Source organism: Pseudomonas sp. PARCl1 (assembly GCF_947311875.1).
Lineage (GTDB): Bacteria > Pseudomonadota > Gammaproteobacteria > Pseudomonadales > Pseudomonadaceae > Aquipseudomonas > Aquipseudomonas juntendi.
Genome location: NZ_CAMZMX010000015.1, coordinates 70,335 through 86,205, shown reverse-complemented (window position 1 = coordinate 86,205; position 15,871 = coordinate 70,335). Strand labels below are relative to the sequence as shown.

Below are 15,871 nucleotides of genomic sequence, written 5' to 3'. Positions count from 1 at the left end.
CACAGGGAAGCGAATCAGGTACTTTCCCGCACCATCAGCTCAAAACCCAGGTCCTGTTGGGCACTGGCCACCCGTTTGCCGTCCAGCAACGCGAGCAGGGCCTGGGCCGCGCCCCGACCGACGGCAGCCCGCGGGGTACGGATAGACGTGAGGCGCGGCACCATGTGCGCCGAAGCCGGCAGGTCGTTGAAGCCCACCATGGCCACCTGGCGAGGCACCTCCACACCTTGGCGCAACGCCTGCAAGACAGCGCCCTGGGCCAGGTCGTCGTTGCAGAAGAAGATGCCGTCCACATCCGGGGCCTGCTGCATCAGGCGGCGGAACAGTGTGCTGCCCAAGGCAATCGAAGAAGGCTCCGGGGCCAACACTTCCAGTTCTGCAGCGTGCAGGCCCGCCTCGGCCAGGGCCTGGCGGAAGCCCTCGGCCCGCTGCATCACCCGCGGGTCGAGTTGCGCGGCTATGAATGCCAGGCGCTTGCGCCCGCGCTCGAGCAGGTGCCGCGCGGCAGCCCGCCCCGCCTGCTCCTGGGAAAAACCGACCGATACCGCCCCCGGCTCGCCCTTGAGCTCCATCATGTGCACGCAGGGTACGCCGCTGGCGGCCAGCATCTGGCGGGCCGCATCGCTGCGCTCGAACCCGGTCAGCAACATGCCGCAGGGCTGATAGGCCAGGTAATTGCGGATCAGGTTCTCTTCTTCGGCCAGGTCATAGTGATAGTTGCCGATCAGCACCTCGAGCCCACGCGGGCGCATGACGTCGTGGATGGCCTCCAGGGTATCGATGAACAGCTGGTTGGACAGCGACGGGATCAGTACCACGACAGACTGGCTGCGCGCCGAAGCCAACGCCCGGGCCGCAGGGTTGGCCACGTAGCCCAGGCTGGCGGCGGCAGCCATGACCTTTGCGGCCAGCTCTGGCGCGACCGTGCTCACGCCGCGCAGCGCGCGCGAAGCGGTGATCGGGGAAACCCCGGAAAGCCTGGCGACTTCAGCCAGGGTAGGACGACCTGTGGTACGGGAGCCGGTGCGGGACATGGATGTTGTAATTTTACTACTTGCAAGGATGGGGAACGGCCACTAAGGTAGCGCTGTCTCAGGATGCAGGCAATGTAATCTTTGGTAGCTGCCGCTACACGCGTGCTGCCAGGCGTCCATACTGCGTAAGGACAAGACCAATAACACCGGGGAGGTGGCTGTTCGTCAGCGACGAGACAGCGCTACCTCACCCCGCAGGAGGTACTGATGAATTCTCCCCTGTCCGCCATCGTGGTGATGGGCGTGGCCGGTTGCGGCAAAAGCTGCATCGGTGCTGCCATCGCTGCCCGAAGCGGCGGTCGCCTGATCGAAGGCGACGCTTTCCACCCTGCCGAAAACATCCGCAAGATGAGCGCGGGCATCCCCCTGGACGACGCCGACCGCGCCGGCTGGCTGGTGCGCCTGGGCGAAGAGTTGCAAACCATCAGCCAGGCCGGCGAACGCCCGATCCTGACCTGCTCGGCGCTTAAACGCCGCTACCGCGAAACCCTGCGCCAGGCCATGCCTGGGCTGGTGTTCGTTTTCCTCGAACTGTCGCCTGCCGAAGCCGAAAAGCGCGTGCTGGCACGCCCTGGGCATTTCATGCCGGCCAGCCTGATCGACAGCCAGTTCGCCGCCCTGGAATCGCCCCGTGGCGAGCCCCTGACCCTGGCCCTGGACGCTACCCAGCCCATCGAAGCCCTGGCCGAAGCGGTAGACCGCTGGCTAAAGAGCCGCGGTGAGCAGGGCCTGGCGCAGACCGCCTGACCCAGCGGTTTCCCGGCTCACCAAAGACAGCGCTACCCGACCCCGCGAAAGCGCGAAAAGTTCCCACAACGCTACGCCCAAAACAACGATAAGACCGAGGCCTTAAAACCATGTTCGGACTGGCTACTGATACCTTCCTGTTGCTCGACGCGCTCGTGACGATCGTCGGGCTGATCCTGCTGATCACCCACTTCAAGGTTCACCCCTTCGTCGCCCTTACCCTGGCGGCCGGCTTTCTGGGCCTGACCTCCGGCATGCCGGTGGCCAAGGTCATGAAGTCGTTCCAGGACGGCTTTGGCGGTGTGCTGGGCTTTGTCGGCATCGTGCTCGCCCTGGGCACCATGCTTGGCAAACTGATGGCCGACTCCGGCGGCGCCGACCAGATCGCGCAAACCCTCATTCGCGCCTTCGGCAAGAAGAACGTGCACTGGGCCATGATGTTCGCCGCTTTCCTGGTGGGCATTCCGCTGTTCTTCGAAATCGGCTTCGTGCTGCTGATTCCACTGGTGTTCATCGTGGCCCGGCGCTCCGGGGTTTCACTGGTGAAAATCGGCATTCCACTGCTGGCCGGCCTGTCGGTCGTGCACGGCCTGGTACCGCCGCACCCGGGCCCGTTGCTGGCGATCGGCATCTTCCACGCCGACATCGGCAAGACCATTTTCTACGGCCTGATCGTGGCGCTGCCTACCGCCATCATCGCCGGCCCGCTGTTCGGTAACTTCATCTCCCGCTACATTCCCGGCAACCCGTCGCAGGAGCTGATGGACCAGATCGCCAAGGAGTCCGACCAGGGCAACCTGCCGAGCTTCAGCATCACCCTTATCACCGTGCTGCTGCCGGTGGCCTTGATGCTGCTGAAAACCTTCGCCGACGTGGTGCTGCCTGCCGAGCACATTGTGCGCCAGTGGATGGACCTGATCGGCCACCCGATCACCGCCCTGCTCGCTGCCTTGCTGCTGGCCTTCTACACCTTCGGCTCGGCCCGCGGTTTCAACCGCCAGCAAATCATGAAAATGCTCGACCAGAGCCTGGCGCCAACCGCTGCGATCGTGCTGATCGTCGGTGCTGGCGGCGGTTTCAAGCAGATGCTGGTGGACACCGGGGTGGGCAACGTGATCGGGCAAATGGCCGTGCAAGCGGAAATTTCGCCGATCCTGCTGGCCTGGCTGGTGGCGGCGGTGATCCGTATCGCCACCGGTTCGGCCACCGTCGCGACCATCACCGGCGCGGGTATCGTGGCACCGGTGATCGACCTGGTACCGGGCGTGAACCGTGAGTTGCTGGTGCTGGCCACCGGCGCCGGGTCGCTGATCCTGTCGCATGTGAACGACGCCGGCTTCTGGCTGGTGAAGCAGTACTTCAACATGACCGTGGCCGAAACCTTCAAGACCTGGAGCATGATGGAGACGATTCTTTCCATCGTCGGCATCATCTTCATCATGTTGTTGTCGCTGGTGGTGTAACCGCTGATCGGAAGAATGAACAGAGTAATGGCACGTTAGCGCCACGGGTGGGGCCGAAAAGGAGTACGCCCCACCCGACGCAATGGAGACTGCCATGAACCGCTCAAGCGTGCTGCTGATTGCCCTGCTCGCCTCGCCACTGGCGCTTGCCGCCGGCACTGGCCCGACCTACCCCGACGACCCGCACAACAACGCGCCCCAGCCCGGCGTGGACAGCACCCTCAACCCGATCGAAAAACCCATGCCGCGCGATACCGACCCGCGCATCAAGGGCAATGACCCGGACAGCCCGCCCACCCAGCAGAACGACAACCGCGACTTGCCAGGCATGGACGGCACAGGGTCCGAAGGGACCGGTGGTGCCGACGCAGGCGGCGCTGGCGGCAGCCAACGCTAAGCCCGTGGCAGCGGGCCCTGGCACCGGCTTCGGGTGCAGGCCCGCACCCTCGATTCACCACCCGCTGATCCCCACCTATCATTCAGCGTGATAATACATTTCGGCCCGTTCGATTCGTGCCTCTCGCGCAAGACACTCACACTCCGCCCATCACTAATACATTGGCGGAGTTCTCCATGGAACAATCACTCAAACCCTTGCGCTTCCCCCTCGCAGCCCTGGCTGTGGTGGTGATCAGCGCTTGCGGCCGAACCCCCGACGCCGTGCAGGCTCCCGCCGCGCCGAAGGTCACCGTGGCCAAGGTGATCGAGCAACCGATCAATGAATGGGACGAGTTCACCGGCCGCCTCGAAGCCCCGGAAACCGTCGAGGTGCGCCCGCGGGTGTCCGGCCAGATCGACCAGGTCGCCTTCACCGAGGGCGCCCAGGTCAAGAAAGGCGACCTGCTGTTCCAGATCGACCCGCGCCCGTTCCAGGCTGAAGTCCGCCGCCTCGAAGCCCAGTTGCAACAAGCCAAGGCCACCGCCATCCGCAGCGCCAATGAAGCCCGCCGTGGTGAGCGCCTGCGCGACAGCAACGCCATTTCCGCCGAGCTGGCCGAATCGCGCAGCAGCGCCGCTGCCGAAGCCCGGGCCGGGGTCGACGCCATCCAGGCACAACTGGACCTCGCCCGCCTGAACCTCAGCTTTACCCGGGTTACCGCGCCGATCAGCGGCCGGGTCAGCCGCGCCGCGTTCACGGCCGGCAACATCGTCAGCGCCGACGTGACCCCGCTGACCAGCGTGGTCTCCACCGACAAGGTCTACGCCTACTTCGACGCCGACGAGCGCGTGTACCTCAAGTACACCCAGCTGGCGCGCGAAGGCCAACGCGGCCAGAGCACCCCGGTGTACCTCGGCCTGACCAATGAAACCGGCACCCCTCACCTGGGCCAGATGAACTTCGTCGACAACCAGGTCAACCCGCGCACGGGCACCATCCGTGGCCGCGCCGTGTTCGACAACCGCGACGGCCAATTCACCCCGGGCCTGTATGCCCGGCTGAAGCTGGTGGGCAGCGCCCAGTACGACGCCGTACTGATCAACGACGAGGCCGTGGGCACCGACCTTGGCAAGAAGTTCGTGCTGGTCATGGACAAGGACAACAAGGCCGCCTACCGCGCCGTGGAACTGGGGCCGAAACTCGAAGGCCTGCGCATCGTGCGCAGCGGCCTGGGCAAGGACGAGCGCATCGTGGTCAAGGGCCTGCAGCGCGTACGCCCGGGTTCGCCGGTGACGCCGCAGGAAACCCAGATGGCCAGCGAGCAGACCCTCGCCGCCCTCGCCCAACAGCGCCAGGCCCTGGAGGCCAGCAACCCGGCGCCCAAAGTGGCGGGCAACAACGTGAAAAACGCCAGCGCCCAGGCGCCACGCGGTTAAGGGACCAGACCGATGAACTTCTCCAAATTCTTCATAACCCGGCCGATCTTCGCCGCCGTGCTGTCGCTGGTGCTGCTGATTGCCGGCTCGATCTCGCTGTTCCAGTTACCCATCAGCGAATACCCCGAGGTAGTGCCGCCAACCGTGGTGGTACGCGCCAACTTCCCGGGTGCCAACCCGAAAGTCATCGGCGAAACCGTGGCTGCGCCGCTGGAGCAAGCCATTACCGGTGTGGAGAACATGCTGTACATGTCTTCCCAGTCCACCGCTGACGGCAAGCTGACGCTCACCATCACCTTCGCCTTGGGCACCGACCTGGACAACGCCCAGGTGCAGGTGCAGAACCGCGTCACCCGCACCCAGCCCAAGCTGCCGGAAGAAGTGACCCGCATCGGTATCACCGTCGACAAGGCCTCGCCCGACCTGACCATGGTCGTGCACCTGACCTCGCCGGACAACCGCTACGACATGCTCTACCTGTCCAACTATGCCATCCTCAATATCAAGGACGAGTTGGCACGCCTTGGCGGCGTGGGTGATGTGCAGCTGTTCGGCATGGGCGACTACTCGCTGCGCGTCTGGCTCGACCCGAACAAGACCGCCTCGCGCAACCTCACCGCCAGTGACGTGGTCGCAGCCATTCGTGAACAGAACCGCCAGGTCGCCGCCGGCCAGTTGGGCGCCCCGCCCGCCCCGGGTTCGACCAGCTTCCAGTTGTCGATCAACACCCAGGGTCGCCTGGTCAACGAGGAAGAGTTCGAGAACATCATCATCCGCGCCGGCGCCGACGGCGAAATCACCCGGCTGAAAGACATCGCCCGGGTCGAGCTCGGCTCCAGCCAATATGCCCTGCGCTCGTTGCTGAACAACCAGCCGGCAGTGGCACTGCCGATCTTCCAGCGCCCAGGCTCGAACGCCATCGAGATCTCCGACGAAGTACGGGCAAAAATGGCCGAGCTGAAGAAGGACTTCCCCGAAGGCATGGACTACAGCATCGTCTATGACCCGACCGTGTTCGTGCGCGGCTCCATCGAGGCGGTGGTGCACACCCTGTTCGAAGCGCTGGTGCTGGTGGTGCTGGTGGTCATCCTGTTCCTGCAAACCTGGCGCGCCTCGATCATCCCGTTGCTGGCGGTGCCGGTATCGCTGATCGGCACCTTTGCGGTCATGCACCTGTTCGGCTTCTCGCTCAACGCGCTGTCATTGTTCGGCCTGGTGCTGGCCATCGGTATCGTGGTGGACGACGCCATCGTGGTGGTGGAAAACGTCGAGCGCAATATCGGCTTGGGCCTCAAACCCCTGGAGGCGACGCAGAAGGCCATGGCCGAAGTGACCGGGCCGATCATCGCCACCGCCTTGGTCCTGTGTGCGGTGTTCGTGCCTGCTGCCTTCATTTCCGGCCTGACCGGGCAGTTCTACAAGCAGTTCGCGCTGACCATCGCCATTTCCACGGTGATCTCGGCATTCAACTCGCTGACCCTGTCACCGGCGTTGGCTGCCGTGCTGCTCAAGGAACACCATGCGCCCAAGGACCGTTTCTCGCGGTTACTGGAAAAACTCCTGGGCAGCTGGCTGTTCGCCCCGTTCAACCGCTTTTTCGACCGTGCCTCGCACCGCTACGTGGGCGGCGTGCGCCGGGTCATTCGCTCCAGCGGCATCGCCCTGTTCGTGTACGCTGGCCTGATGGGCCTGACCTACCTGGGTTTCTCGTCTACCCCCACCGGCTTTGTACCGGCCCAGGACAAGCAATACCTGGTGGCCTTCGCCCAGTTGCCCGACGCTGCCAGCCTCGACCGCACCGAGGCGGTGATCAAGCGCATGAGCGAAATCGCCCTCAAGCAACCTGGCGTGGCCGACTCGGTCGCCTTCCCTGGCCTGTCGATCAACGGCTTCACCAACAGCCCGAACAGCGGCATCGTGTTCACTCCACTCAAGCCGTTTGACGAGCGCAAGGACCCAAGCCAGTCGGCTGCCGCCATCGCTGCCGCGCTCAATGCCCAGTTCGCCGACATTCAGGACGCCTACATCGCGATCTTCCCGCCACCGCCGGTACAAGGCCTGGGCACCATCGGCGGCTTCCGCCTGCAGATCGAAGACCGCGGCAACCTGGGCTACGAAGCGCTGTACAAGGAAACCCAGAACATCATTGCCAAAAGCCACGAGGTGCCGGAGCTGGCGGGCCTGTTCACCAGCTACCAGGTCAACGTGCCGCAGGTCGATGCCGCCATCGACCGGGAAAAGGCCAAGACCCATGGCGTGGCGATCAGCGACATCTTCGACACCCTGCAGGTCTACCTGGGCTCGCTGTACACCAACGACTTCAACCGCTTTGGCCGCACTTACCAGGTCAACGTCCAGGCTGAGCAGCAGTTCCGCCTCGATGCCGAGCAAATCGGCCAATTGAAGGTGCGCAACAACCTGGGCGAGATGATACCGCTGGCGACCTTCCTCAAGGTCAGCGATACCTCCGGGCCGGACCGTGTGATGCACTACAACGGTTTCATCACCGCTGAAATCAACGGTGCCGCAGCCCCTGGCTACAGCTCCGGCCAGGCCGAGGCGGCCATCGAAAAACTGCTGAAAGCGGAACTGCCCAACGGCATGACCTTCGAGTGGACCGACCTGACCTATCAGCAGATCCTGTCGGGCAATACCGCGCTGTTCGTGTTCCCGCTGTGCGTGCTGCTGGCCTTCCTGGTACTGGCTGCCCAGTACGAAAGCTGGAGCCTGCCGCTGGCCGTGATCCTGATCGTGCCGATGACCCTGCTGTCGGCGATCACCGGTGTGATCGTATCGGGTGGCGACAACAACATCTTCACCCAGATCGGGCTGATCGTACTGGTGGGCCTGGCGTGCAAGAACGCGATCCTGATCGTCGAGTTCGCCAAGGACGAACAGGCCAAGGGCCTCGACCCGCTGGCTGCCGTGCTGGAAGCGTGCCGCCTGCGGCTGCGGCCGATCCTGATGACCTCCATCGCCTTCATCATGGGCGTGGTGCCGCTGGTGTTCAGCTCGGGGGCAGGCTCGGAAATGCGCCATGCCATGGGTGTGGCGGTGTTCTCCGGAATGATCGGCGTGACCGTATTCGGCCTGTTCCTCACCCCGGTGTTCTTCTTCCTGATCCGCCGTTTCGTCGAGCGTCGCCAGGCCCGCAAGGCCGAACGCGTGCAAGTGCTGGAGAACCACGCATGAACCTGCTCAAACCCCTGACGCCAAGCCTGCTGGCCCTGGCCCTGGCCGCCTGCGCGGTCGGCCCGGACTACCAGGCCCCCGCCACCGCACCTGCCCAGCTGGGCGCCGATGCGCAGGCCAAGGCCTATGACCGCAGCCACTTTGAAAGCTTGTGGTGGAAGCAGTTCGACGACCCGGTACTGAACCAGCTGGTGCAGGCTTCGTTGACCGGCAACCGGGATCTGCGCGTGGCCTTTGCCCGCCTGAAGTCGGCCCGCTCGATCCGTGAAGACGCCGAGAACGACCCGTTCCCGGTGGTCACCAGCCGTGCCAGCAGCGATATCGGCAAAGGCCAGGTTCCTGGCCAGACCGAGCAACGGGTGAACAGCGAACGCTATGACCTGGGCCTGGACATGGCCTGGGAGCTGGACCTGTTCGGCCGCATCCAGCGCCAGATCGAAGCCAGTGAAGCGCAGGAAGCGGCCGCTGCCGCCGACCTGCAGCAGTTGCAGGTCAGCCTGATCGCCGAACTGGTCGATGCCTATGGGCAATTACGCGGTGCACAGCTGCGCGAGAAGATTGCCCTGGCCAACCTCAAGACCCAGCAGCAATCGCGCAGCATCACCGAAACCCTGCGCGACGCCGGGGTCGGCAACGACCTCGACGTGGTACGCGCCGATGCCCGCCTGGCCGGGGTCGAAGCGACCGTGCCGCAACTGCAGGCCGAACAGGCCCGGGCGCGGCATCGCATCGCCACCCTCCTCGGCCAGCGCCCCGACGCCCTCAGCATAGACTTGTCGCCCAAGGCGCTGCCGGCCATCGCCAAGGCGCTGCCGGTGGGCGACCCCGGCGAACTGCTGCGCCGCCGCCCGGACATTCGCAGCGCCGAACGCCAACTGGCAGCCGCCACGGCCAACGTCGGCGTCGCCACCGCCGACCTGTTCCCGCGGGTCAGCCTCAGCGGTTTCCTGGGCTTTACCGCCGCGCGCGGGTCGCAGCTCGGCTCATCGGCGGCCAATGCCTGGGCCTTGGGCCCCAGCATTACCTGGGCGGCGTTCGACTTGGGCAGCGTGCGGGCCCGCCTGCGCGGGGCCAAGGCCGACGCCGAAGGCGCCATGGCCAATTACGAGCAACAGGTGTTGCTGGCACTGGAAGAGTCGGCCAACGCCTTCAGCGACTACGCCAAGACCCAACAACGGCTGCTGTCGTTGATGCGCCAGAGCGAAGCCAGCCGCAAGGCGGCGCAACTGGCCTCGATTCGCTATCGCGAGGGGACCGTGGACTACCTGGTGCTGCTCGATGCCGAACGCGAACGGCTGAGTGCCGAAGATGCGCAAGCGCAAGGCGAGGTCGAGCTGTACCGCGGCATCGTTTCTATCTACAAAGCCCTGGGTGGCGGCTGGCAACCGCAGACCGTGGCCAGCGCGCACTGACCCCAGGCACAACCATGGCCTGTGGCGCTACACCGCTGCAGGCCGTTAGCGCAATATGGCGTGGTCATGGTCGATGTCGGGCACAGGCACCTGCCCGCGTTGCACGACCAGCCACTCGCGCATGCGCTCGGTGTCGAATATCTGCCCCTCATCCATCATCGCCAGGATCAGCGACTGGGACATTCGGTAACACCCGCATTGGGCACAGCGCCGCTCCTCCCATCCAAGGGTGCATTCGACGGATTCCGCGTGCCCTGCGCAAATCAGACAACTCATGTTAGCCCCCTTTCTTGTTCTTCCGTGGAGGTGATGGAGGTAGTGCAGTAGGTGGAGACTGGACTCCCGACTAACATGGGATATTCATGCCAACTTGAAAATTCCGTACCTTTAGTCTGGAAAGTTGCGAGCAAGATCACAGGGCCAACCGCCCGCGCTCGACCGCATACACAAGCTTTCCTTCCCGTTGCCTACTCCCGACACCCACCATCATGAGCGGTTCTAAATCATTAGTGATTTATCTTCAATATCATTCATGTAGGGCCCCTGCCTAGAATACGGCCTGAACACGGACATCACGTCGCTCGCGCCATGGCAATAGTTGCCTGCTTGCACTACCCAACGGCACGAGCAGGCATCAGGACACCGTACAACATGGCTTACGCACCGCAATTCACTGTGCAGCGCATCGCTTTCGACGAGCACTACCAGCCCGGCGAAAATACCCGCATCACCACCAATTTCGCCAACCTGGCGCGGGGGGAAAACCGCCAGGAAAACCTGCGCAACACCTTGCAGATGATCGACAACCGCTTCAACGCCCTGGCGCACTGGGACAATGCTTATGCAGACCGCTACAGCGTAGAGCTGGATATCATTTCGGTGGAACTGCACCTGCACAGTGAACAGCGCAGCAGCGGCCTGCCGCTGATCGAGCTGTTGCAGACCCATATCGTCGACCACACCACCAACCGCCGTATCGACGGCATGGTCGGTAACAACTTTTCCTCGTACGTGCGGGACTACGACTTCAGTGTGTTGTTGCTGGAACACAACAAGGGTCGGCCAAGCTTCAGCACGCCGGACAACTTTGGCGAACTGCATGGCAAGCTGTTCAAGTGCTTCATCAACTCGGCCACCTACAAGGCTCACTTCGACAAGCCGCCGGTCATCTGCCTGAGTGTGTCGAGCAGCAGGGTTTACCACCGCACTGAAAACCAGCACCCGGTGCTGGGCGTGGAGTATCACCAGAACGACCACTCGCTGACCGACGAATACTTCAGCAGGATGGGGCTCAAGGTGCGCTACTTCATGCCGCCCGGCAGTGTGGCGCCATTGGCCTTCTACTTTGCCGGTGACCTGTTGGCCGACTACAACGACCTGGAGCTGATCAGCACCATCAGCACCATGGAAACCTTTCAGAAGATCTACCGCCCCGAGATCTACAACGCCAATGCGGCAGCCGCAATGGCCTACCGACCGAGCCTGCAGCACCAGGACTATTCGCTTACACGCATTGTCTACGACCGCGAAGAGCGCAGCCGCCTGGCGCTCGAACAAGGCAGGTTTGCCGAGGAGCGCTTCGTCAAACCGTACCAGGCCACCCTGGAGCAATGGTCCGCTCAATACGCCAGCTGATCACCCCAACGCACAAGGTAACCGCTGATGAACACGCTACTTCCCACCTCCACTGCCGGCAGTTTGCCCAAGCCGACCTGGCTGGCGGAGCCTGAAACACTCTGGTCACCCTGGAAATTGCAGGGCGCGCAGCTGGCCGAAGGCAAGCAGGACGCCTTGCGCCTGGCCTTGCAGGAACAGCAGCACGCGGGCATCGATATCGTCAGTGACGGCGAACAGACCCGCCAACATTTCGTGACCACGTTCATCGAACACCTGAGCGGGGTCGATTTCCAGCAACGCCAGACCGTGCGCATTCGCGATCGCTACGACGCCAGCGTGCCCTCGGTGGTGGGTGCTGTCGCGCGACAGGCACCGGTGTTCGTCGACGATGCCAGGTTCCTCCGCCAGCAAACTGCCCAGCCAATAAAGTGGGCGCTGCCGGGCCCCATGACCATGATCGACACGCTGTATGACAGCCATTACAAAAGCCGGGAAAAACTGGCCTGGGAATTCGCCAGGCTACTCAACCAGGAAGCCCTGGAACTGGAAGCGGCGGGCGTCGATATCATCCAGTTCGACGAACCGGCGTTCAATGTGTTCTTCGATGAGGTCAACGACTGGGGCGTGGCCGCCCTGGAGCGCGCCGTTCAAGGGCTCAAGTGCGAAACCGCGGTGCACATCTGCTATGGCTACGGGATCAAGGCCAACACCGACTGGAAACAGACCCTGGGGGCGCAATGGCGGCAATATGAGCAGGTGTTCCCGACGTTGCAGCAGTCGAGCATCGATATCATTTCGCTGGAGTGCCACAACGCCCATGTGCCGATGGAACTGCTTGAGCTGATTCGGGGCAAGAAGGTCATGGTCGGTGCCATCGATGTCGCCAACCCTGCCATCGAAACACCCGAAGCCGTGGCCGACACCCTGCGCAAGGCGTTGCAGTTCGTCGATGCCGACAAGCTCTACCCCTGCACTAACTGCGGCATGGCCCCACTGCCGCGCGCGGTCGCCAGCGGCAAGCTCAAGGCGTTGAGCGCCGGGGCTGCCATCGTTCGCCAGGAACTGACCGCCAACGCGGGTTGAGGTGTTGAACCGCCTGCCTGGCCGGCATGGCAGTACGCACCAACGCGGTTCAAAAAACGCGGCTGCACACCAGGCGCCCTGTTTTGATGCACGCCGGCCGGTCAGCCGGCCGCCACCTCAACCCGCCTGGACCAGGCGCCGCCCAGCAAAACCGCTGCCCACCGCCCATTCCCTGGCCTGCCCGGCACTGCACCGGGTTTTCGGCACTTTCATTGCAATGCTGGTTGGTGAACGGAATGCACCCGCAACCCAACGCGACCGAGGCTGAAGACACCCCCACTTACCAGCAAGGCAGCACCCTGAAAGACGCAGATGAACGGCAATGAAGCTGCCGGTAACGGCGGCAAGGAGTGGGTATGTCCCGGGCTTTTTTCAATGAAATGTACGACGCGAACGGCAGCTGCCGCCCGCACTACCAAGAGTTCGCCCGCTGGCTGGCGAACACCCCGCTGGAGCTGCTGGAGCAGCGCCGGCGCGAGGCCGACCTGCTGTTCCACCGCGCCGGTATCACCTTTACCTTGTATGGCGACAAACAGGACACCGAGCGGCTGATCCCCTTCGATATCATCCCGCGCAGCATCCGCGCCAGCGAGTGGCGTACGGTCGAGCGCGGCTGTATCCAGCGCGTGCAGGCCCTGAACCTGTTTTTGGAAGACATCTACCACGACCAGCGCATCCTCAAGGCCGGGATCATCCCGCCAGAGCAGGTCCTGGCCAACGAGGGTTATCAGATCGCCATGCAGGGCCTGGACCTGCACCGGGGCCTGTATGCGCACATCGCCGGCGTGGACCTGGTGCGCGATGGCGATGGCAGCTATTTCGTGCTGGAAGACAACCTGCGCACCCCCAGTGGTGTCAGCTACATGCTCGAAGACCGCAAGATGATGATGCGCCTGTTCCCCGAGCTGTTCGCCGCCCAGCGCATCGCGCCCATCGACCACTACCCCAACCTGCTGCTGGACACGCTCAAGAGCGCCAGCCCGCTGGATAACCCCACCGCTGTGCTGCTTACCCCAGGGCGCTTCAACAGTGCCTATTTCGAGCATGCCTTCCTGGCCCGCGAAATGGGCATCGAGCTGGTCGAAGGCGCCGATCTGTTCGTGCGCGACGAGCATGTGTACATGCGCACGACCGCCGGCCCGCAACGGGTCGATGTGATTTACCGCAGGCTGGACGACGACTACCTCGACCCCCTCTCGTTCAACCCCGACTCGATGCTGGGCGTGCCCGGGCTGATTTCGGTGTACCGCGCCGGCAACGTAGTGCTGGCCAACGCGGTGGGCACCGGCGTAGCCGACGACAAGTCGATCTACCCCTATGTCGCCGACATGATCCGCTTCTACCTGGGCGAGGAGCCGATCCTCAACAACGTACCGACGTGGCAGTGCCGCAAGCCGGCCGACCTGTCCCATGTACTGGCCAACTTGCCCGAGCTGGTGGTCAAGGAAACCCAGGGCTCTGGCGGCTACGGCATGCTGGTCGGGCCGGCCGCCACTGCCGCGCAGATCGAGGACTTCCGCGCCCGCATCAAAGCGCGTCCACATGCCTATATCGCGCAACCGACCTTGTGCCTGTCCACCTGCCCGACCTTCGTCGACAGCGGCATCGCGCCGCGGCATATCGACCTGCGCCCGTTCGTACTGTCGGGCAGCGAAACCCGCCTGGTGCCAGGCGGCCTGACCCGCGTGGCGCTGAAGGAAGGCTCGCTGGTGGTCAACTCGTCACAAGGTGGCGGCACCAAAGACACCTGGGTGGTGGAGGACTGAACCATGCTTTCGCGAACTGCTTCTGATCTGTACTGGATGTCCCGCTACCTGGAACGTGCGGAAAACCTGGCGCGCATGCTCGAGGTCAGCTACTCGCTGTCACTGATGCCGCAGGCGGGGCGCAGCGACGGCCATGCCGAACTGGCCATGTCACTGTTGGCCTCGGGCACGCTCGACGACTACATCCGTCGCCACGCCGAGCTCGACACCGAGCGCATGCTGCATTTCTTCGCCCTCGATGCCACCAACCCCGGCAGCATCTACTGCTGCCTGCAGGCGGCCAGGACCAACGCCCATGCAGTGCGCGGGCGGATCACTGCCGACATGTGGGAGAACATCAACGCCACCTGGATCGAAATGCGCAACATTGCCAGCAACGGGCTGGGCCGCTACGGCATCAGCCAGTTCTGTGACTGGGTCAAGGAGCGCTCGCACCTGTTCCGCGGCGCCACCTCCGGTACCATCATGCGCAACGATGCCTACAGCTTCATTCGCCTGGGCACCTTCCTGGAACGGGCCGACAACACCCTGCGGCTGCTCGATGCGCGCTATGAAATGTTCGGCGAGGCCTCCGACGAGGTCAGCGACGACTCGGCCAGGGGTTTTTACCAGTGGAGTGCCTTGCTGCGCGCCCTGACCTCCTACGAAGCCTTCAATGAAATCTACCGCGCCGCGCCCAGTGCCGGGCCGGTTTCCGAATTGCTGTTGCTGCGCGTCGACGTGCCGCGCTCGCTGCATGCCTGTATCGAGGAGCTGGACCAGATCCTGGCCGGCCTGCCTGGCAGTACCGGGCGAGCGGCCCAGCGGCTGGCCGCCGAGCTCAACGCGCGGCTGCGCTACACCGCCATCGACGAAATCCTCGACGCCGGGCTGCATCCCTGGCTCAGCGATTTCATCGGCCGCGTCAACCAACTGGGCCAGGCGGTCCATCACTCCTACCTGGAGGTTGTATGAAACTGTCCATCCGCCACGACACCACCTACAGCTACGCCAGTGATGTGTCCAACAGCATTCAGCTCCTGCGCCTTACCCCGCGCAGCAGCGAACGCCAGCGCATCGTCGAATGGCAACTGGACCTGCCTTGCAAGGTGAAGAGCCAGATCGACCCGTACGGCAACATCCTGCATGTGCTGACGCTGGACAAGCCCCATGGGCACCTGGCCCTCACTGCCAGCGGTCAGGTCGAAATCGACCCGGCCTGCGAACAGGAGGCAGCCTGCCAGTCACCCCTGCCGTTCTTGCGTGGCAGCCACCTGACCCTGGCCGATGACGCGCTGGTGGCCTTCGCCGCCCAGCAATGCGGCACGCACCGTGACCGCGCCGCATTGATCGACCTGATGCAGGGGCTGGCCGAGCGCATGCCCTACAGCCCAGGGTCGACCTCCGTCGGCACTACGGCCAGCGAAGCGTTCAATGCCGGTGCGGGCGTGTGCCAGGACCATACCCATGCCTTCCTGGCCTGCGCCCGTAGCCTGGGGGTGCCGGCCCGCTATGTTTCCGGCTACCTGTGCACCGAGGATGAACAGCACCTGGCCAGCCATGCATGGGCCGAAGCCTGGGTCGACGACGCCTGGTACAGCTTCGACATCACCAACCGCCTGACCCGGCCCGAGCGGCACCTGAAGCTGGCCGTGGGCCTGGACTACCTCGACGCCTGCCCGGTCAGGGGCGTGCGCCGCGGGGGTGGCACCGAGTCCATGCAAGCCAGTGTTCACGTGCATCGCCAGTGACGCCTGGCCCTC

At 64.0% G+C, this 15,871-nt stretch carries 13 protein-coding genes; 11 read left to right on the top strand and 2 right to left on the bottom strand.

The annotated features are described in order from the left end of the window. Positions 1-14 precede the first annotated feature (14 nt). On the bottom strand, positions 15-1,034 hold the full coding sequence (locus QME24_RS11135) for a LacI family DNA-binding transcriptional regulator (RefSeq protein ID WP_280091348.1): 1,020 nt from the start codon (positions 1,032-1,034) through the stop codon (positions 15-17). 207 nt (positions 1,035-1,241) lie between these two features. On the opposite strand from QME24_RS11135, the gene QME24_RS11130 reads away from it, so the two are divergent. The 6 genes from QME24_RS11130 (at position 1,242) to QME24_RS11105 (ending at position 9,663) form a co-directional block, all read left to right on the top strand. Then, positions 1,242-1,781: a gluconokinase gene (locus tag QME24_RS11130; protein ID WP_054905443.1), complete on the top strand. Its 540-nt coding sequence runs from the start codon at positions 1,242-1,244 to the stop codon at positions 1,779-1,781. Positions 1,782-1,891: 110 nt separating this feature from the next. Continuing rightward, positions 1,892-3,244 (top strand): GntP family permease, encoded by a 1,353-nt coding sequence (locus tag QME24_RS11125; protein WP_054905444.1) that lies wholly within the window; start codon positions 1,892-1,894, stop codon positions 3,242-3,244. Positions 3,245-3,338: 94 nt separating this feature from the next. After that, complete coding sequence (locus tag QME24_RS11120; protein WP_280091347.1) at positions 3,339-3,641, top strand: hypothetical protein; 303 nt, start codon at positions 3,339-3,341, stop codon at positions 3,639-3,641. A gap of 176 nt (positions 3,642-3,817) precedes the next feature. Next, the gene (mexE, locus tag QME24_RS11115; protein WP_009682303.1) at positions 3,818-5,059 is read left to right on the top strand and encodes a multidrug efflux RND transporter periplasmic adaptor subunit MexE; all 1,242 of its coding nucleotides are present in this window, start codon (positions 3,818-3,820) and stop codon (positions 5,057-5,059) included. 12 nt (positions 5,060-5,071) lie between these two features. Further along, entirely contained in the window at positions 5,072-8,251 is a 3,180-nt protein-coding gene (locus QME24_RS11110) for an efflux RND transporter permease subunit (RefSeq protein ID WP_029885133.1), read from the top strand. Next, positions 8,248-9,663: a TolC family protein gene (locus QME24_RS11105; protein ID WP_054905447.1), complete on the top strand. Its 1,416-nt coding sequence runs from the start codon at positions 8,248-8,250 to the stop codon at positions 9,661-9,663. Before QME24_RS11110 ends, QME24_RS11105 begins: the two co-directional genes overlap by 4 nt. A gap of 45 nt (positions 9,664-9,708) precedes the next feature. On the opposite strand, the gene QME24_RS11100 is transcribed toward QME24_RS11105, so the two are convergent. Beyond that, on the bottom strand, positions 9,709-9,846 hold the full coding sequence (locus QME24_RS11100; RefSeq protein ID WP_166524972.1) for a hypothetical protein: 138 nt from the start codon (positions 9,844-9,846) through the stop codon (positions 9,709-9,711). 468 nt (positions 9,847-10,314) lie between these two features. On the opposite strand from QME24_RS11100, the gene QME24_RS11095 reads away from it, so the two are divergent. The 5 genes from QME24_RS11095 (at position 10,315) to QME24_RS11075 (ending at position 15,859) form a co-directional block, all read left to right on the top strand. Next, positions 10,315-11,298: a DUF1852 domain-containing protein gene (locus QME24_RS11095; RefSeq protein WP_280091346.1), complete on the top strand. Its 984-nt coding sequence runs from the start codon at positions 10,315-10,317 to the stop codon at positions 11,296-11,298. Positions 11,299-11,325: 27 nt separating this feature from the next. Further along, positions 11,326-12,363 (top strand): methionine synthase, encoded by a 1,038-nt coding sequence (locus QME24_RS11090; protein WP_029885138.1) that lies wholly within the window; start codon positions 11,326-11,328, stop codon positions 12,361-12,363. Positions 12,364-12,719: 356 nt separating this feature from the next. After that, the gene (locus QME24_RS11085; RefSeq protein WP_029885140.1) at positions 12,720-14,129 is read left to right on the top strand and encodes a circularly permuted type 2 ATP-grasp protein; all 1,410 of its coding nucleotides are present in this window, start codon (positions 12,720-12,722) and stop codon (positions 14,127-14,129) included. 3 nt (positions 14,130-14,132) lie between these two features. Next, complete coding sequence (locus tag QME24_RS11080) at positions 14,133-15,083, top strand: alpha-E domain-containing protein (protein ID WP_009682316.1); 951 nt, start codon at positions 14,133-14,135, stop codon at positions 15,081-15,083. Continuing rightward, positions 15,080-15,859, top strand: a complete 780-nt coding sequence (locus QME24_RS11075) for a transglutaminase family protein (RefSeq protein ID WP_280091345.1) — start codon at positions 15,080-15,082, stop codon at positions 15,857-15,859. The genes QME24_RS11080 and QME24_RS11075 overlap by 4 nt, the downstream gene beginning before the upstream one ends. The last annotated feature ends 12 nt before the right edge of the window (positions 15,860-15,871 follow it).